Origin of the sequence: Paenibacillus sp. MAEPY2, assembly GCF_000499205.1 — a bacterium.
GTDB classification, from domain to species: domain Bacteria; phylum Bacillota; class Bacilli; order Paenibacillales; family Paenibacillaceae; genus Paenibacillus; species Paenibacillus vandeheii.
Window position 1 is genome coordinate 78,000 of sequence record NZ_AWUK01000021.1, and the last position, 20,273, is coordinate 98,272.

Consider the following 20,273-nt stretch of genomic DNA (forward strand, 5'->3'; position numbering starts at 1 on the left):
ATGAAATCGTTGGAACGATCTGTAAAGGTCGGTTGACCATTACAATCCGGATTTGATAAATCGAATCAATTCGGCATTGAATTTTTCCAGTTCATCATAGAATGCCCCGTGACCGCTCTCCTCAAAAGCAATCAATTGAGAACCGGCAATGCCTTTATGCATCTCTTCGGCGAACTCAAACGGACAAATCTCATCCTTTTTCCCGTGCAAAATGGCTGTTGGCACCTGAATCGAACTCAGATCCCCGCGCAAATCCTCATCTCGTAGGGCAATTGCGCTGTTAATCGTGCCGTAAGATGAGGCTTCCATGCCCAAAGCGTGGAACCAATCCATGAACGGCTGGCTGTGCTGCTTCGCGAAAAACATACCTCCAAACGTCTCCAACAGCTTCGGACGATCTGCGAAGATCGGCTCGATAATCTGCTCGGTCAGCTTCGCCGGAGGCAATCCATACGGATAACCTTCGCGCTGTGTGAACACCGGTGCCGCTGCTGACAATAGCGCCAGCTTGGATACACCATGTCCCGCATGGCGGGCCATATAATGCACGGCAATCGCTCCACCCATGGAGAAGCCTGCAAGTACAGCGTCCGTCAGTTGCAGGTCATCAATCACGGCACGAACATCGTCCGCCATGCGGTCATAATCATACCCTGTCGAAGGCTTATCCGATTTGCCGTAACCTCTGAAATCGATGGCAATCGCACGAATACCCTGATTCGGCAATACATTTAATTGATACTCGAACATTTTATAATTGACGGGCCAGCCGTGCAAAAAGATAACCGGTGTTCCTTCGCCAATATCTTCAACATATATACTCACATTCGGTTCCACTTGTACGTAACGCCCCATATTGCACAGCTCCCTCATCGTCATATTGTTACAGCGGCATACGGCCAGTCTGTACGGTTAAAATTTTATATGGTTAATCTTCAATAGAATAAACGCTCTATAAGTCTGGTTCCATTCAGTACGCCCATCTGGACTCGTCTCTACGAATCATTACCCATTGACTTGAGGTTCAAACGCTGAATTAAGCTTCATTCAATGGAGGAAGCAACGTCCCAGACGTAAACTTCTTCTTATCTCTTCTCATTAGCGCAGCAATCTCAACCCGTTCAGAATAACCAGAATTGTGCTGCCTTCATGGCCTACCACACCCAATGGCAATGCAACGTCCTGCAGAAAATTGCCCGCAATCAGCGTAAGAATAACCGTAATGGCAAAAAACATATTCTGCTTCACCGTCCGCTGTGCCCGGCGAGCCTGCCTGATCACCCAGGCGATCTCTTCAATATTGTCATTCATCAGCACCACATCCGCCACTTCCAATGCCGTGCCACTACCCGATACACCCATGCCCATACCAACCGTTGCCGCCGCAAGTGCAGGTGCATCATTTACGCCATCCCCAACCATCAACACTTGCCCATACTGTTCACGAAGCAAATGCACCTGTTTCACTTTATCTTCGGGCAGCAAACCTGCATATACCAGGCTCACGCCTGTTGCACGAGCGATCACTGCTGCTGATTCAGGGCGGTCGCCTGTCAACATCGCTACTTTCACGCCCATGGCTTCCAGCCTCTTCACCGCGGCGGTCGCTTGTGGCCGAACCGTATCCCTCAACGCAATTAGTCCTGCCAATTCCCCGTTCGCTGTTACAACCGACACCGTTTTGCCTTCTCCCTCCAGACGGGAGCGAATATCCTTCCATACAGAAGAGTCTTTCACCGCTTGCCCGCCTAATCCATTCTGATTGTCGTTTCCGTATATCACATTCTCCGACCCCATTGAATCAATGACGTCCGTTTTGCCAATTTTCCAGAGAACACCGTCTATGTTTCCCTCAATTCCCCAGCCTGTCAGAGCCTGGACCTGTTCGGCAATCGGGTGTACGATGTCCTCTTTGGTCGCTTGTTCCACAATGGCACGAGCCAGCGGATGCATCGAAAGGTTCTCAATGGCGGCTATCGCACCTAGCAGCTGTGCCCGGTCATAGCCTTCTGCGGTTACAATGTCTGTTACCTGTGGTGTGCCCATCGTCAACGTCCCCGTTTTATCAAAAGCAACCACCCGGGTCTGGGCCATGTTCTCCACATGAGCACCACCCTTGAACAGAATACCGCGACGCGCACTGCTGGACATGGCTGATAACATGACCGGCATTATGGAAGAGACCAGTGCACAAGGTGAAGCCACCACCAGAAAGACCATGGCTTTGTAAAATGCGTCATTCCATGTCCAGCCAAGCAATAACGGCATTCCCCCAATGACCAACAACGTTACAGCGACCACAATACGGGCGTATATCCCCTCGAATCGTACAATAAAGCGTTGGGAATCTGGAACTTCCGTCTGCGCCTCTTCCACCAGTTTAATGATTTTGCCAAACAACGATCCTTCAGCGGATTTAGTTACCTCCACATACAGAGCACCTTCGCCATTCACAGTACCTGCAAATACTTCGTCACCAGCGGCTTTATCCACCGGTAAGGATTCTCCTGTAATCGAGGCCTGATTGATAAAAGAGCTCCCACGAAACACCACGCCATCTGCCGGAACTAACTCGCCTGGTTTGACCAATAACAGATCGCCAGGCTGCAAATCTTCAATGGATACTAGATTCATGTTCCCGTCCTCAATCCGCAGCGCCGTTTCCGGTTTGAGCGCCAGCAGCGAAGAAATATCCTTGTGACTGCGCTCCGTTGCATAACTTTCCAGTGCACCACTTAACGCGAAAATAAAGATCAGCATGGCACCTTCATTCCAGTAGCCAATGGCTGCCGCTCCGAGCGATGCTGCAATCATAAGCAGATTCACATCGAGGTCACGATCCTTGACCAATGTCTCTATGCCTTCTTTGGCCTTGGTCCATCCACCTATCGCATAAGCAACAATATATAACACTACAGATAAGGGGTCGGACCACGATGCTGTTGCCCACGCGATGAGCATCAAAAGCCCACTGCCCAGAGCAGCTTGCATTTCCTTGTTGCGCAGCATGGCCCGAAAGTCCGGTTTGCGTCCCCGGCCTGGACCGGGTGTATTCGCTGAACGTTGTTCTGCTTTTGCTTTCGTTTGAACGGGTTGGTGTACCGCTTGCATATGAATCACTATCCTTTCTGAATATGGGGTTGTGGACTGCATTTTAATGCAGCCATGTTCCCTGAAATGTTGTCGTATTGAGAATGAGAGCCATTGTTAATGCCCTAAAAATGGCACATGCTGCTGCGGGAATCCCGCAGCAGCATGGCAATCAAATGAGAATGATAATCATTTTTGTACTTATGCAATTATTTTTACCCAATACAACTTTTTCTTTATTATATGCCTGTGCTTTGCATTTGTAAATGGGTATTCCCCACCTTCGGTATAAAATAAAAAAAGCCACTCGTCCATAAGGACAAGCGGCCCGTGTGAATTTAATTTATTAACGTTATGAATTAAACACTAACGCTTGATTGCTGACTTGCCTTAATGGCTTGCTCCAGATCGTAAAGAATATCTTGAATATTCTCTGTACCCACAGATAAACGAATCAGCTCCGGATTAACACCTGCTGCGGTCTGTTCATCTTCTGTCAGCTGTTGGTGCGTCGTACTTGCCGGGTGGATAATCAATGACTTGGAGTCACCCACGTTAGCAAGGTGAGAGAACAGTTTGACACTCTCAATTAATTTGCGACCCGCGTCCACGCCGCCTTTGATACCAAAGGTCAGAATGGCTCCCTGGCCTTTCGGCAAATACTTCTGTGCCAGCTCATAGGAAGGGTGACTTGGCAGACCAGCGTAGCTGACCCATTCCACATCCTCATGCTTCTCCAGATATTGTGCCACAGCCAATGCGTTGCTGCTATGACGTTCTACACGCAGATGCAGTGTCTCCAACCCTTGAATGAGCAACCATGAATTGAAAGGTGAGATCGTAGCACCAAAGTCACGCAGCAATTGCACACGAGCTTTGATAATATATGCAATCGGTCCAACGGCTTCCGTATACACCACGCCATGGTAGCTGGAATCCGGTTCTGTCAGTCCCGGGAACTTACCACTCGCTTTCCAATCGAATTTGCCGCTGTCAACAATAACACCACCAATGGATGTACCGTGACCGCCAATAAACTTGGTGGCCGAATGAACGACAATATCAGCTCCATGCTCGATTGGACGAAGCAGATATGGACTTGGGAATGTGTTGTCCACAATCAAAGGAATGCCATGTTCATGAGCGATAGCTGCCACGGCTTCAATGTCCAGTACGTTGCCTTGCGGATTACCGATCGTTTCAGCGTACAATGCTTTGGTCTTATCCGTAATCGCCGCCCGGAAATTTTCAGGATCGCTGGAATCTACAAACTTTACATCCAGGCCAAGTTTCGGTAGTGTGGTTGAGAACAGATTGTACGTTCCCCCATACAGACTTGCTGCGGAAACAATCTCATCTCCGGCACCTGCGATGTTTAAGAGGGAGAACGTAATCGCTGCCTGACCGGAAGCAGTAGCCAAAGCACCAGCGCCTCCCTCAAGCGCAGCGATACGTTGTTCGAACACATCCGTGGTCGGATTCATCAGACGTGTATAGATGTTGCCAAACTCTTTCAATCCAAACAGATTGGCTGCATGCTCCGTATCACGGAATCCGTAGGATGTTGTTTGGTACAACGGTACAGCACGGGCATGGGTGGTCGGATCAATCTCCTGGCCTGCATGAATTGCCAATGTTTCAAATGAAAGCTCACGTTCGTTTGACATAAATCTGTTTCCTCCCTTAACTTATACGGTTTGGCAAATCCCTAGATGTCATGGCATGGTGGCGTATGTTTTCCATATTCTCTCACAAGATGTCGCTTTTGAAAAGAATTATTTCCGATTTTTCCGATGAGAAATGTTAATTATGGATAGCTTACGAACGCTATACCAAAAAAACCTTTGCAGGAGCAAAGGTTTTCCGGATTTTTTTGCAACTATCACCTGCTGGACTGATGTCCCACTCATTACCGTTTATACCCGAACCCCACTCCATATCTCACGTAAATGCTTGGCCGCTGGAACAGCTTCTTCCGCCGTTACCCCTTCTAATGAAATATCGATGTGTGGTTTATAGGTCTTTAACAGTTCAAAAAATAACGGATAATCCAAAATGCCCTCGCCGGGCACAGGATTGAACTTCTCCCCTTGCGCATTGAAAGCCACGTCTTTGGCGTGAATGACAATGATGCGCTGATACAGGGATTCCATCACTTCACGCAGGAATGCAGACTGGTCAGCCACATGCGGCTGTTTGATCAGATTACACGGATCGAACAGCATGCCCAGATTGGATGAAGGAATTTCTTCAAACAGGCGGATCATATGTTCACGCGTATGCAGCGTATGGGTTGACACTGGCTCAATCGCCGCATGAACGCCCCACTTTTCTGCCTCTTCCGCCAGCTCCTCTACCGTCTCCCGCAGTACCGACCACGCCTTTTCTTCATATCCATCTGGATGAGTATCGCGATACGTATCCAGGCCGCCGGTCTCCGTTGCCACCATGCTGCAACCAAAATCCCGGGCATAGCGCAGATGCTCCTTGAATCGATCCATGTCTGCACGACGGGCCACCGGATCAGGATCAATCGGGTTAATGTAGCAACCCAGTACTGCAATCTTGACCCCGCGCTGTGCGAATTGATCGCCGATCTCATTCGCCAGTCCAGGGCTCAGCTTGCCATTGGCTGAATCCACATCCGACAAAGCCTTGGCTAATGCCAGCTGTACCGAATTAAATCCGTTATCCGCGATGGTCTGTGCAAGCTGTGCTGTAGGCTGCTTGCCAAACGTATGCGCAAGAATACCAAGTTTCATGTCACTGCCTCCTTTGCAATCAGACGCTCGCAGGTTTAACGAGCCATCCAGCCGCCATCCACATTCAGTACGTGACCATTCAAATAATCCGAAGCCGCCGATGCCAGGAATACCACCGGTCCTTTCAGATCCTCAGGTGTTCCCCAGCGACCAGCCGGAATCCGTGCCGTGATGTCACGGTAACGATTTTCATCGGCGCGAATCTGAGTCGTATTGTCTGTTTCCATATAGCCTGGTGCAATCCCGTTAATCTGAACGCCTTTACCTGCCCACTCATTCGCGAGTGCTTTCGTTAAACCGGCTACCCCATGTTTACTGGCCGTGTATCCCGGTACGTTAATTCCGCCCTGATAGGACAGCATGGATGCAATGTTGATGATTTTGCCGCTCCCGCGTTCAATCATATGTCTGCCTGCCAATTGGCTCAGGAAAAATACCGTATTCAGGTTAAGACCAATGACATCATGCCAATCCTGTTGTCCGTGGTCAGCTGCAGGCGTGCGACGAATAATCCCCGCATTGTTGACCAGGATATCGATTCTTCCCTGAAAGGCTAAGGCCTTCTCAAACACCCCGGTCAGTTCATCCTCACGGCTCAAATCAGCTTCAATCACATAGGCTTTACGTCCGAGAGTTTCAATGGCACGCGCTGTTTCCGATGGATTGGAGTAAGACACCAGCACAACATCTGCCCCGGCTTCAGCAAGGCCAATCGCCATTCCTTGCCCCAGTCCTCCCGATGTACCAGTGACAAGTGCAACTTGTCCGCTTAAATCAAATGGGTTCATGAATGATTCCTCCGCATGCTTAATTGGTATATAAACCCTGTTCTTCAGCTTCGGCAGTCACGTAACCACTGTGGAACTGAAGGTCAGCTCTGATAATCCACTTCGATGCCATTTTGCCTGTATAGGGCTGCTGTTTCCTCATCCAGGAGACTGTCGCTGATGATGCAATCCAGCTCCGAACAGTGTGCAAAGGTCCGAAGGGCAAATTGTCCAAATTTATAATGATCCACGACGCCATAGACCTGCTGAGAAGCAGAAATCATTGCTTTTTTCAGTGGAACCAGATCTCCTGTATATATAGAAAGTCCAAATTCCGGATGAAGTGCCGTCGTTGAGATAAACGCTTTATGAATGTTAAGTCCGGAAATGAAGGCCGCCGTATCGTCTCCCACCAGCATATTGCGCACTCTCGCTCCGCCGGGCACAACCAGCCGCACCTGTTCCTTTTTGGTCAGCTCCGCAATGATGAACAGATCATTGGTAACCACAGTAATGGGTTGATTGTCCAGGCGCTTCGCCATCTCCAGTGTGGTGCTTCCGCCGTCCAACGCAACAATATCTCCTGGGCGGATATACGCAAGGGCTCGCTCGGCAATCTCCGTTTTCTCCGAATGATGCTTTTCCGTAGCCCCGCGACTTGTAAGGATGCCATACTGATCGTTCTGAGCCAGCATCGCCCCTCCATGGACACGTACGAGCAATCCCATGCCTTCCAGCTTATCGAGATCCTCCCGTACGGTTTTGCCCGTCACCTGCAGCAGCTCACTCAGATCACTGACGGTGACTTCCTGCCGTTCCAGCAGAGCCTCCATAATTTTTTCATGTCTTTTCAATGGATTCATCACAGATCAACTTCCTATACATCTTTATTAGGGTGAATAACAAGTTTAACACGTAACACTTCGGGTACAGAAAACCTTCCGATCGCTCTTATCCCCAGATTTTTTTGATCCCCTTCTTCAAGGGGAAAATCCGGTGATAAAGGCAAGCTTATGCTTCCTAAGCAGCTTTCTTTCCAGAAAGCTTTTAGCTTCGCTTCTTCAGGTCCTTTCTGTCCCCTCCGTTCTCATGTCTTCTTGAGTTCAACTTAAAAAGATATTTGTAATTTATTATTTCAGGTCCTTCATCGCCACGCCGTCCATATCCTCGAACGTCTGGTTTTCACCAGCCATTGCCCAACAGAAGGTATAGCTGCTCGTACCGACACCACTATGGATGGACCAGCTTGGGGAAATGATGGCCTGACGGTCACGTACAACCAGATGCCGTGTTTCGTTTGGCTCGCCCATCATGTGGAATACGACGCCATCTTCCGGCAGGTTCCAGTACAAGTATACTTCGGAACGGCGGTTGTGGGTATGTGCAGGCATGGTATTCCACATGTTGCCCTTGTCGAGTTCCGTAATGCCCATCACCAGCTGGCAGCTCTGGATACCGCCTTCTCCCTGGTGGATATAACGATAGATCGTCCGTTCATTGGAGCTTTCGATGCTGCCGAGATGGTTCGGCTGAGCCTGCTCCTGGGTTGCCTTTTGCGTAGGATACGTATGGTGCGCAGGTGTGGATACAAAATAAAACTGGGCCGGCTGTTCGTTGCCGTTGCTCTTAAATACAACTTCTTTTACACCTCTGCCGATGTACAGACACTCTTTCGCACCAATTTCGTATCCTTGACCGTCAGCTGTCACGGTTCCGTGGCCTCCAACATTAATGATACCGATTTCACGACGCTCCAGGAAAAAGTTCGTTCCGATATCTTTCAGGTTCACTTCAAGTGCAATATCCTTGCTCTGAGGTACAGCCGTTCCTACAATATAACGATCCACATGGGAGTATACCGTCACCAATTCATCTGTTGCAAACAGCTGCTCCATCAGGAATTCCTCGCGCAGACGGGCAGTATCATACGTTTTTACTTCATTCGGGTGTGCAGCATATCGGTTTTGCATCATTTATCCATTCCTTTCGTGAGTCAGATAATGTTCATATAAGTTCATTTTAGTTCATTATGTATCTTTTGTGTACCTTTTTTTTCATAAAAAAAAGGCTAACCAGTAATTAATGGCTAACCTCATTTAATACGAGCAACATTCAACGCTTCATTTTTTTACATTTGACCCCATTAACTTAATAGAAGAACCTTTCCCTCGATGCTCGATTCAGCGGTTGCAATGGCCTGTTTCACATTTTCCAGCCCAAACGTTGCTCCAATGTTTGCCATAGTTAATCGCCCTTCCCGAACTAACTCAATCACATCATTAAATACCTGTTCCCATCGTTCTTGCGAACATCGCTCTACCCAATGCTTTAGCCAAAAGAGTTTAACGTTAACTTGCGTTCCTCGGGTCATCTCATGCCATAAAGGGGTGATGCCCGAGAGTAATCCGACGCTTATTACCGTGCCATGCGGCCTTAAACAACTCACGAGCTGCTCTCCGTCTGCCCCTCCGATGCAGTCGACGGCCGCATTAGCGCCAACCCCCTCCGTTAATTCTGCAATTCTCTCCTGTAGCAGCTCTTCCGTCGTATTCACGACAGATACTGCCCCAAGGCGATATAACTCAGCAGTATGGCGATCATTTCTTGTGAGCGCAATCATACGAAATCCCAGAATCTTCGATAATTGTGCAAATATTCGCCCAATCGCGGAACCACCCGCATTGACAATTAAGGTATCGCCGTACGTAAGATGAAGCATATCTGTACAAATCAGCCAAGCTGTTATCGGGTTAATGTAGATCTGACTTGCCGATTGATCAGGAATATCATCAGGCACAATAATCGCATGTCGATCCAAAGTCTTCACTACCTCTTGCCACGTGTTCTCACCTTTCAGTGGCAGGACACGCCGACCCAACATTTGATTGGATACTCCCGGCCCTACTGCCTCCACTACACCCACTCCCTCGAACCCAGGAACAGCTGGCAGCAGGGTCCGATGCGGATATGCTCCTCGAACAGGAATGACATCTGAGGGATTAATCGGCCGAGCGCACATCCTCACTGCTAATTCACCGGGGCCAGGGGGTACTAACTCCTTCTCCTCTATACACAGCACTTCGTTCGGCTCACCGAAACGATAATAACGTACAACCTTAGTCTTCATTGCTGCATCTCCTAAAATCATTTTTCTTAGATAAAAATAAAAATATAAATATATTATGTAATAAAATAGATAATAAACAAACGTTGCTAACCCCAAAACAGGGATTGATTTGAAAGAGAAATACTTTTCAGTAAAAAAGCTACCCTAACACAATTTCAAAAGAAGATCTCTCAAGCAAAAGATTACTCTATTAACGAATTTAGTGTAAACGTTATTACTGAGAAAGAAGTAAAGGAAGTTTTGCACATAACCGTATACCGTACAATGGATTACTTTATAAAATATAAAATTAGTGTCCCAATGTTGGGGTGGGGTTGGGACAAATCAAAGAACCTGACGGGGAAATCCCCGCCAGGCTAAGTTAACTTGCGATGGTTTATAAGGCGTAAATAAGCGCCTCGTAAGGAAGCAAACGAAGGGTGCCAGTACTAACCTCATCCGAGGTTGACCGATCCAGATTGCTAATGATCAAGCGGGCATTCGAAGTTCGATCAGCGAATGAAGCAGGCATACGATAGGACTGCTCCTGGTCCGAATGATTGAGAATAACAAGCCATGTCTCTCCATCCAGACTGCGGCTATAGGCATATACGTGCTCTTCCCCTGCCGATTGGTCACGATAATCACCATAGACCATAACCGCGTGCGTTTTACGCAGGGCGATCAGTTGCTGATAATATGCAAATATGGAGTCCTGCGCGGCTAAATCCCGCTCCACATTAATTTCTTCGTAGTTGGGATTCACCTGCATCCAAGGCTGACCTTCGGTAAACCCGGCATGATTGCTGCTGTCCCACTGCATCGGTGTGCGGGAATTATCCCGGCTCAGCGGCTGAAGACTGCGAAGCACTTCATCTGGCGCACGGCCTTTACCGAGTTCTTCCTTATACTTGTTCTTCATGGCAATATCATGATATTCATCAATGGAAGAGAACCGGACACCCGTCATGCCGATCTCCTCTCCCTGGAAAATGTACGGTGTGCCCGGAAGGGTATGAATCATGGTCGCCAATTGTTTGGCGGATTCCACACGGTATTGTCCATCATTGCCGTACCTTGAAACCTGTCGCGTGTGATCGTGATTGTTCAGGAACTGGGAGTTCCATCCTTCATTGCGGAACGCTTCATACCAGCTCTCCTGAATTTCCTTGTACCGTGCCAGATCCCATGTAGGCATGTCATCTGCCACCTGGAAATGGAATAATGTATGCAGCTCTTTCCGGTTATCCCCCACATACAGAAGGCCATCCTCTGGTGTGACAAACGGAATTTCCCCCACAGTCATGATGTCATAATGCTGGAGAACCTCCCGGTTCATTTCCTGCAAATATTCATGAATGCCCGGATTATTGCCCAGATAATCAATATGCTCCGGGTGCTCCGCATCCGGGAAGCCTTCCAGCTTGGCCAGCAAATTAATGACATCCATGCGGAAGCCGTCAATGCCCTGATCCAGCCAGAAACGCATCATCCGATAAATCTCCTGACGCAGTTCACCATTTTCCCAATTCAGATCAGGCTGCTCCTTGGCAAAAGAATGGAAATAATACTCCCCTGTCCGCTCGTCATAAGTCCACGTCGACGGTTCGAAATAGGAACGCCAGTTGTTCGGCGGGCCATCCGTCTTACCCGGCTTCCAAATATACCAGTCCCGTTTCGGATTATCGATGGATGAACGCGATTCCTCAAACCATGCATGCTGCTCTGATGTATGATTGACCACCAGATCCATAATGAGCTTCATGCCCAGTTCATGGACCTTGTCCAGTAACTGCTTAAACTGCTCCATCGTTCCGGCTTTCGCCATAATGCGGTAATAATCAGCGATATCGTACCCGTTGTCTTTATCCGGCGATTCATAAATGGGATTAAGCCAGATGACATCAATACCTAGACTTTTGATATAGTCGAGCTTGAGCATCAAGCCTTGCAAATCCCCGATGCCATCCCCATTCGCATCCAGGAAGCTCCGCCAGTAGACCTGGTACACAACGGCTTCTTTCCACCACGCCCGGTTCATGCTGCATCTCCCCTTTCTCGCATTACTTTACTTCATTAAACTTCTTTCAGCGAGTTCTCTCTCAATGTGCTTTCCAGAAAAGACAGCGTTAGCTGTGTCGTATCCTTCAACACCACGTCCGCCCCGGAACCTTTGAGCACAGCTTCTTCGCCAATACCTACTGCAATCATGCCTGCGGCTTTGATGGCCTCAACGCCCGCCTGCGCATCCTCGATGCCGATGCAAGCCTTCACGTCAGCACCCACTTCTTCCGCTCCTCGCAGGAACAGATCAGGTGCGGGTTTGCCGTGTGGTACGGAATCCGGATGTACCACATAGCGGAACAGCGAATCCAGCTCCAGCGCCTTCAAAATTTGGGGTGCATTTTTGCTCGCAGAGGCGATAACTGCCGGAATGCCGGAGGCTTGCAGTTCAAGTAACAACTCCCGAATTCCAGGGTAGGTGTGCTCCGGTGTCAGCGAGTCCAGCAGCGATACGTAATGTTCATTTTTACGGCTTGCGAATTCTTCCTTTTCCTCTGCCGAATACGTATTTTCTTTACCACCCAGACGCAAAATGCGCTCCAGCGATTCCCCGCGGCTAATGCCCTTTAACTGCTCGTTGAACTCGCGGTCAAACGGGATGTCCAGCTCTTCGCCAAGCTGCTTCCATGCAACATAATGGTACTCTGCCGTATCGGTGATGACACCATCCAAATCAAAAATAACGGCTTGAAGTGCTCCGTTCCCTTTCATTTACCCGTTCCTCCCCATGTCATTGCTCTAGTTGCCATTCAATTCGTTTCTCGTTGCTTTCCCGTCTCTCACCCTTCCAGTCCAGAACGACCGTCCAGCCCGATTCGTTGGAAATGCTCGTAACCCGTTTGCCCTCACGGGATTCAAAATGAATATCGAACTCCGCATCGCCTACCATCAGATGCTCCAGACTGCACTTCTTGTCAGCCCACGCCTGTGGCAATACAGGTGATATCGTCAACTGGCGCTTTTGTGCTTCCGGCTGAACTCCGAAGAAATGCCGTACTACAGGCACGGCAAATGCATAGATCGTCCATGCCTGCACTACACAGCCGTAGTCCGGGGACATCTCCGAGAACGAACCCGGCAGTACACGTGAGAAGCTTTTCCCCATCCGGCGCAGCAAATCCAGCGCGTGATCCGGATGCCCGTAAGCCGCTTCGGCAACCGCATGCGCTCCCGTAGAGATTGTCATCGTGCCCTGTTGATACATGGCAGCAAGATAAGTACCGTATTCACCGATGAAGTTCCGGTTTCGCATCGCTTCCAGAGCACGCTGTGCTTTATCCTGATCGGCAATTCCCGCTTCTATCGGCGTAACAATAACCCAGTTTTTGTTCAGCAGCCAGCCACGATCATTCTGATCGTCTCCCGCATCCGCCAACAATCCTTCCACATACTCCCGGTAGTCGGTGATCCCCTGCTTTTCAGCGAGAGAAACCATGTAATCCACCTTGGGCACAATATCGGAAATAGGTGCAACCGCATCTGCATAGAGGCTATCTTTTTCGGACCAATACACATCATTCACCGCGCGTACCGCTTGTTCCGCCAGTTTTTGATAGGTCTGGTGCCGCTTCGTTTCACCCAAATAGAGACTCATGTGCTCTAGCGCCTGAAGAGCCTTCGCTGTATATACGGCACTATCAATCAGTTCCATATTCAACCCGGCAATCTCGATGATACCGTAACCGGAAGGGAACAGATCTCCGTCCGGGTCCATCTCGTCCAGCAGCCAGTCGATGCCCTGAATACAGTAGTCGTAATGCTCGCGCAGCAGTGCCTCGTCCCCGGTCCACAGGAACATTTCCCATACAAAAGCGATATAGTGTGCCGTCTCCTGCGTGTTTCCGCGATTAGATACGGCTCCGATCGTAGTCACTTCATGCACAAAACGTCCATTACCGTTTGCTTCTTTCGATTTCTCCAGCAACAAATTCAGCGTATCCCGCACCAATTGATGGTCTCCCGTAGCAAGCACACCCTGAAGCGCATACGTACTATCACAGCCGAACCACCACGGATACGTGGGCCCGCCGGCCGTCAATCCGCGACCGATTCCGTCCACTTGCTGTACCAGCCACTGATTATTGCGCTTCACCCAGGCAAATTGCTCGTTCAGCTCATCTTCACCTTCAATGGTAAGCACTGAGCGCTGATCCAGCTTGTCGTAGAACTGCTGCTTCTGCTCTTTCAAACGAACGTGGTCACGTTCAATGACTGCATAAGTCTGCTCACAAGCTTCACGGGACGACTCTGACCCGGCAACAAATAACCGGAAGCGGAACACATCCTTCTCCTCCAGCGAGCACTCAGTTACAAAAGAAATCCCTGTGCCTTTGCCTGCCGTCAGTTCCGGTCCATAAATTTCAGGCCCAACTGTCATATCCGTTCCCGGCAGGTCACTTCCAATCATGGCGTACCAGTCTTGGGCGTCATCTTTTACGATAACCTTGCGTGAAGAAATGGCTTCTGCCGTTTCACCCGCTCCGGGAACAATTCCGATCTCATCGGAGTACCAGACCGGACGTAGATCGGTACGTGACAGCAGTTCCAGCTTGAGCCGGGTTGTTCCTTTGCCGTAAGCGCTGATCTCATATTCTGCGACCATGCCTTTTTCATAATCAGGCGCAAATTGACTGCGTTCGATGGATACCGGAATGTGACTCAAACCATGATCATAATCGAAACGGCTTCCACCCCAAGATTCACTTGTAAATCCGTCTGCCCTTGCCCATACGGCAATGTTGCGATCGAGATCGGTTACCTTCAACCAGAAACCGTCCAGCAGCTTGATTGGATGAAGCCATACACCGCCCATTTCGTTAGCCATATGATGCCCAAAATCGGGAAAGTATCCGTCCTGGGTACCGCAAATTTTTACGTATTCACCTGCGTTATAATACAAATTAAATGGATGTCTGCTTGTTAATGTGGCCATGGTTGTCCTCCTCTGCGGTTTGACTCACCGCTTATCTCTTCTTTTAATACAGACTATTAGCCCTTGATTGCAGAAGAGATGGAAATGCCTTCAATAAAGTATTTTTGTGCAACAAAGAATACAATAAGTGGTGGAAGCATAATCAGCATCGTCGCAGCCATCAGCATGTTCCATTCCACGTTATAAAGCCCTTTGAACATGGACAATCCGAGAGCCAGCGTATATTTCTCACTGGAGTTCAGATAAATGAGCGGTCCCTGGAAGTCATTCCATACGCCCATAAAGGTAAAGATAGAAACAGCAATCAGCGGCGGCATAGACAAAGGCAGCATGATTTTGGTAAAAATCTGCATTTTGTTGGCTCCGTCCACAAAAGCGGACTCATCGAGATCCCGCGGAATACCGCGCATGAATTGACGGATCAGGAAGATGTTGAACGCTCCGCCCCCGAAGAATGCAGGAATAATGAGTGGTAAAAATGTATCAACCCAGCCGATTTCCTTGAACATGATGAACATCGGAATCATCGTTACCTGCGAAGGCAGCATCATCGTCGCCAGCAGCACCAGGAACAGCGTGCGTTTGCCGCGGAAATTAAACCGGGCAAAACCATACGCACATAGGGCAGACGAGAATACGGTACCGACTAATACCGGAATCAGAATAATCAGCGTATTTTTCAAAAATGTAAAAAACGGGATGGCCAGAACGGCATTTTTATAGTTGGACCACATCCATACAGCCGGGAAAAAATCATCTTTGAACACCTCGGCAGGCGTTTTAAGAGACGTTGCAAACGTCCATAACAGCGGGATCAGCACGACGGCCGCACCAGCGAGAAGCATGAGCATAGAGAATAGTTTCGAGTAGACCGGTTTCCGTGTCGTTGCTTGATTCATCATTTGTCCTCCTCTCAATCCTTTTCGTTATCGCCCTGGTAATAGACCCACATCGAAGAACTGCGGATGACCAGCAACGTAAACGCCAGAATGATGATGAACAATACCCAGGAGAGTGCCGAAGCATAACCCATTTCAAAATCGGTAAAAGCTTTATTGTACAGGTACAAGTTGTAGAACAGGGTCGAGTTAAGCGGTCCCCCGTTGGTCATAACAAATGCTTGTGTGAAATACTGGAATCCGCCGATGATACCCATAATAACGTTGAAGAACACCGTTGGAGAAATCATAGGCAATGTGATGTTGAAGAACCGTTGAAATGGTCCCGCCCCATCCAGATTGGCAGCTTCATACAGCTCTTCGGGAACCCCCTGCAAGCCGGACAAATAAATGATGATCGTGTTGCCGACGCCCCACAACCCCATGACAATCAGTGCACCCAGTGCATAGCTCGGGTCTTGAAGCCAAGCCGGCCCCTGTACGCCGAAAAAGCCAAGCGCACGGTTCAGAATCCCATATTCCGGATTGAAAATCATAATCCACATCATGGATGCCGCTACAGCCGGAATAACAGATGGCATGAAATAAATCAATCGGAAAAATTTCATGCCTCTGTTCCGCATATTCAGCAGCAAGGCGATTAGCAGAGAAGCTACTTGATACAGCGGTACGGATACCAACGCAAAAATAAAGGTAACTTTCAACGATTGGTAGAACAGCTCATCATGGAACATCGTTTTGAAGTTATCCAGACCGACCCATTCGATCGACTTTACGCCGGTAATAATATCCCATTTGCTAAAAGCCAGCAGCAGGGAAAACAACATTGGACCAATGGTAAAGAGCAACAAGCCTATAAGCCAGGGCAATATGAACCAATACCCGGCACGCTCGGATTTAGAATTACGCATAGCTGCCTCCTTGATGAAGAGGGTGAATCAGCATGGCCGCCGACTCACCCGCATGGTTTTTACTTGATTTTGCTGTCAACATTCTTCGCAGCTTCATCCAGAGCGCCTTTGACATCCTGTTTGCCAAGCAGCACTTTTTCCAGTGCCTTGGTGAATTCTTCAACAAACACAGGTCCGTTTGTAGAACGCATGGTTACCGGTTTTTTAGCATAATCCATCATTTCGATGACCGGTTTGTCTGCTACTTCTTTGGCTTTGACTTCATCCAGTTCTTTCACAGTTGCTGGCAATACTTTACCGTTCGCAGAGCGAAGCTTCTGTGCGTCTGTACCCGAGAGCCATTTCACCAGTTCGTATGCAGCTTCTTTATTTTTACCAGCTGCATTGATCGCCCAACCCGCACTTGCGATGATGCTTGAACGAGTACCGTCCGTATTTTGTGGAATCAGTGCAGAACCATATTGAACATCGGATTTGTCGAGATCACCCTTGATCCAACGACCTGTAATCATCATGGCGAGCTTGTCTGTCATGAACATCGATGAATCTCCGCCAAGTGTTTCGGAATCCAGTGGTGTCGGGGATACACGGCTATCTCCTTGAGACCAGGAAACGTATTGATCCATTGCCGCAATCGTTTTGTCACTGTTCATGTAACCTTCAGCAGCCGTTCCATCCTCATTCGCGATGTCTGTACCGTAATCCCAAAGGTACGTATAGATCGGATATTCCCATTTACCAGCATTGAATCCGAATTGCGTATATTTATTACCATCTTTTTTGGTCAGTTTTTGTGCAGTTGCGATCATGTCATCCCATGTCCACTCATCTGTTGGATAAGGGATTCCTGCTTCGTCAAACATGCGTTTGTTGTACCACAGGGCAAGTGGGTTGAAATCTTTAGGCAAATAGTATTGCTTGCCTTCGATTTTCATATTTTCAATCAGATCCTTTTGGAAAATATCCAGATTAAAGGACGTATCTTTGCTCAGATAATCATCAAGTGGTTCAATTACACCTTTATCAACGTATTTGTAGTAGTCGCCTTCACCAACCAGAAATACGTCTGGTGCTTGACCGGCTGCCAGGGATGTAGTGAGCTTCGTTCCATAACCTTCACTTGGAATTGGCTCAAACTTCACTTCGATATCCGGATGTGCCGCATTAAACTCTTCAGCGAGCTTTACTTCATCCGCACCGGAGTTGACATCTCCCCAAACCGAGAAGGTAAGCTTCACCTTTTCTGCTTTGCCTCCCTCCGCACTGTTGCTTCCACCTGAAGAGCAAGCAGACAATACCAAAACCAAAACAAGCATCATGACCAAACTTGCGGACCCTTTTTTCATTTGAATGACCTCCCACATGGATTTATATTAAACCAAGGTTTGAAACCGTTTGCTGAAAGTAACTTGCTGACCGGACAGAAGGAGAGAAATTTCTTCCTCTGCATCACTCTCGATTAGAATACCCTCGGGCGTGATTGTGATATGCAACAACTGGTTTTGCCAGTAGAGCGGGAATTTCAGACTGCTCCAGGACTCAGGCAGCTTTGGATCGAGGTGAAGCTGACCATCCAACATACGAACTCCGGCAAATCCCATCACAACACATTCCCATATTCCGCCCAGAGAAGCGGAGTGGATGCCTGCATCTGAAGAGTGCATATGCGGTCCCAGATCAATCTCGGACGCCCGACGGAACAGATCGTAAGCGAGCGGACGGTTACCGAAGTCACTGGCAAGGATACTGTGCGTCGACAGGGACAATGAGGAATCATGCAACGTTTTTTCCTCGTAGTAATCGTAGTTGGCACGTTTGATATCCGGTTCAAATTTATTCTCAAGCAGGAAGAACAGCATCATGATGTCAGCCTGCTTCGAAATTTGCATTTCACCAACCTGATCCAGGTTGTAGTCATTGAAGATGCTGGCGACTTTGGTCTGATTTTTATAAGGAGTAAGATCAATGACTTTCTTCTGCAAGTAAGTATCATCTTGTGGAATAAGTCCTTGCTCATTTGGCCCTGGCAGATACATCTGATCCAGCTTGTTCCATGCTTCCCGAGCGGATGTCAGATCAAGCTTCGCAGACAATGCCTTGAGCAACTCTGGTTTCTCCTGTTGAAGCTTCTCAAAATATTGAATGGCCAGCTCCATATTAAAGTGAGCCATATGGTTAGTGAATGCATTGTTGTCCACATGTTCCTTATATTCATCCGGTCCAACAACCTCATTGATGTGATAGCGGCCCTTGGCCTCATCCCACTCCAGACGGCTGGCCCAGAACGTTGCTGTGTCAAAAATGATCTCGTAACCATATTGATCCATAAACGCTTCATCGCCGGTAGATTGCACATAATGCCAAACGGCATAAGCAATATCGGAGGTGATGTGCTGTTCAATGAAGCCCGACCAGATTTTCGTCTGTTCGCCGGTTACGATATCTACATCTCCCCATACCGGTGTAACTTCGCCATCTTCGATCCAGGCAGCTTCCCATGGGTACATGGCTCCTGCGAATCCGTTCTCCTTGGCTTTGCTTCTGGCTCCATCCAACCCCTGATATCGATATTCCAGCAAGAATCTTGCGATCTTGGGGTTGCTGTAGATGAAGAATGGAAGGATGAAGATTTCCGTATCCCAAAAGGAATGTCCCTTGTACCCTTCGCCACTTAACCCTTTGGCGCCGATTCCCATGCGATTATCATGAGCAGGTGTCATAATGACGAGGTGATAGATGGCGAAACGAATGGCAAGCTGGTCATATCCGCTTGTGCTGTCCACCTCAATGTTGTACGTGGACCAGGTATCTGCCCAGGCGTTAGCGCTTTCACGAAATAGCTGATCATACCCTTTTTGTGATTCCTGCTTCAGCTCTGTCAGCGCCGATTCACGCATCTGCTCCAGTGAATATCCACCGTCTCTGTAAACCAGATCACGGCTGGTATGCACATTAGAGATTTTCTCCAGTGTCACCGATTGTCCGGCTTCCACGGTCAATGTGCCTTCAATGCCTACCTTGCGGCGTCCCATCGTTTGACGCAATTCCGGCTCAACCTTTTCACCATTCAGCTGCCAGTGGTGCACCGTATTGGTTACAAAATCAACTGCCGATTGTGTCGTCGTTGACGTCATTTGAATATAAGTCTTTTCAAATATCCGTTTCTCGCCTTCCGTGAAATGCTGCGCACCCGAGTTCGTCCATTGTCCATTAATACCGGACGCAATGTGAACACGCGCTTGTCCATCCAGTGGTTTGATGCTTACGGATGAACCAACCAGATGACGGTTGCTCAAGGAAACAAAGCGGCGGAATTGAAGTTCAAAGCTTTCTCCTGTCGGGCTCTGCCAGACTACATTACGGGTCAGCTCACCGTTCTTGAGGTTCAGTTGACGACTGTAGCTAATCGTTCTTCCTTTTTCCAAGCTGAAGGTTTCCCCATTAAGAATGATTGCAAGCTCCGTCACATCTGCTGCATTGGGGAGTTCTGTTACTTCATGCTCGTCAAATTTATTGAACGTTCCAGCCACGAACCAGTTCCGTACCTGTCCAACATAATTCTCGTCCGTTGCGGAGCGAAGCCCCATGTAGCCGTTTCCAAGTGAAAGCACAGCCTCGCCTTTCCCTTGATGAGCCGGATCAAATCCCGTTTCAGTTACCAGCCAGTTACTACATTCTCCTTGTCCTGCATCGTATTTCAGCAATTTGTATTCCCCCTATGTCTATCTTATGTTGTATCCGA

The 20,273-nt window shown here is 48.5% G+C and carries 15 protein-coding genes; all 15 read right to left on the reverse strand.

Annotated elements, in window-relative coordinates; genetic code table 11:
- Nucleotides 1–39: 39 nt before the first annotated feature.
- Entirely contained in the window at nt 40–855 is an 816-nt protein-coding gene (locus P364_RS0117565) for an alpha/beta fold hydrolase (protein WP_024631394.1), read from the reverse strand.
- Nucleotides 856–1,098: 243 nt separating this feature from the next.
- Entirely contained in the window at nt 1,099–3,111 is a 2,013-nt protein-coding gene (locus P364_RS0117570) for a heavy metal translocating P-type ATPase (protein WP_024631395.1), read from the reverse strand.
- Between the two features lie 338 nt (nt 3,112–3,449).
- Nucleotides 3,450–4,757 carry a homocysteine synthase gene (locus tag P364_RS0117575; protein ID WP_024631396.1) on the reverse strand — a complete coding sequence of 436 codons (1,308 nt, stop codon included), beginning with the start codon at nt 4,755–4,757 and terminating at the stop codon, nt 3,450–3,452.
- A gap of 249 nt (nt 4,758–5,006) precedes the next feature.
- A complete protein-coding gene (locus P364_RS0117580) occupies nt 5,007–5,852 on the reverse strand; it encodes a sugar phosphate isomerase/epimerase family protein (protein ID WP_024631397.1) in 846 nt (281 codons plus the stop codon).
- Between the two features lie 35 nt (nt 5,853–5,887).
- On the reverse strand, nt 5,888–6,640 hold the full coding sequence (gene kduD, locus P364_RS0117585) for a 2-dehydro-3-deoxy-D-gluconate 5-dehydrogenase KduD (protein WP_024631398.1): 753 nt from the start codon (nt 6,638–6,640) through the stop codon (nt 5,888–5,890).
- Between the two features lie 83 nt (nt 6,641–6,723).
- Nucleotides 6,724–7,482: a DeoR/GlpR family DNA-binding transcription regulator gene (locus P364_RS0117590; protein ID WP_024631399.1), complete on the reverse strand. Its 759-nt coding sequence runs from the start codon at nt 7,480–7,482 to the stop codon at nt 6,724–6,726.
- Between the two features lie 267 nt (nt 7,483–7,749).
- Entirely contained in the window at nt 7,750–8,589 is an 840-nt protein-coding gene (kduI, locus tag P364_RS0117595) for a 5-dehydro-4-deoxy-D-glucuronate isomerase (RefSeq protein ID WP_024631400.1), read from the reverse strand.
- Between the two features lie 173 nt (nt 8,590–8,762).
- Nucleotides 8,763–9,746 carry a zinc-dependent alcohol dehydrogenase family protein gene (locus P364_RS0117600; protein ID WP_024631401.1) on the reverse strand — a complete coding sequence of 328 codons (984 nt, stop codon included), beginning with the start codon at nt 9,744–9,746 and terminating at the stop codon, nt 8,763–8,765.
- 376 nt (nt 9,747–10,122) lie between these two features.
- Nucleotides 10,123–11,766 (reverse strand): glycoside hydrolase family 13 protein, encoded by a 1,644-nt coding sequence (locus P364_RS0117605; protein WP_024631402.1) that lies wholly within the window; start codon nt 11,764–11,766, stop codon nt 10,123–10,125.
- A gap of 35 nt (nt 11,767–11,801) precedes the next feature.
- Complete coding sequence (gene pgmB, locus P364_RS0117610; RefSeq protein ID WP_024631403.1) at nt 11,802–12,500, reverse strand: beta-phosphoglucomutase; 699 nt, start codon at nt 12,498–12,500, stop codon at nt 11,802–11,804.
- A gap of 19 nt (nt 12,501–12,519) precedes the next feature.
- Nucleotides 12,520–14,721, reverse strand: a complete 2,202-nt coding sequence (locus P364_RS0117615) for an alpha-L-rhamnosidase-related protein (protein ID WP_024631404.1) — start codon at nt 14,719–14,721, stop codon at nt 12,520–12,522.
- A gap of 56 nt (nt 14,722–14,777) precedes the next feature.
- Nucleotides 14,778–15,620 carry a carbohydrate ABC transporter permease gene (locus P364_RS0117620; RefSeq protein WP_024631405.1) on the reverse strand — a complete coding sequence of 281 codons (843 nt, stop codon included), beginning with the start codon at nt 15,618–15,620 and terminating at the stop codon, nt 14,778–14,780.
- A 14-nt stretch (nt 15,621–15,634) separates the two neighbouring features.
- Complete coding sequence (locus tag P364_RS0117625; protein ID WP_024631406.1) at nt 15,635–16,531, reverse strand: carbohydrate ABC transporter permease; 897 nt, start codon at nt 16,529–16,531, stop codon at nt 15,635–15,637.
- A gap of 59 nt (nt 16,532–16,590) precedes the next feature.
- Complete coding sequence (locus P364_RS0117630) at nt 16,591–17,877, reverse strand: ABC transporter substrate-binding protein (protein WP_024631407.1); 1,287 nt, start codon at nt 17,875–17,877, stop codon at nt 16,591–16,593.
- 27 nt (nt 17,878–17,904) lie between these two features.
- On the reverse strand, nt 17,905–20,235 hold the full coding sequence (locus P364_RS0117635) for a glycoside hydrolase family 65 protein (protein ID WP_024631408.1): 2,331 nt from the start codon (nt 20,233–20,235) through the stop codon (nt 17,905–17,907).
- Nucleotides 20,236–20,273 lie beyond the last annotated feature (38 nt).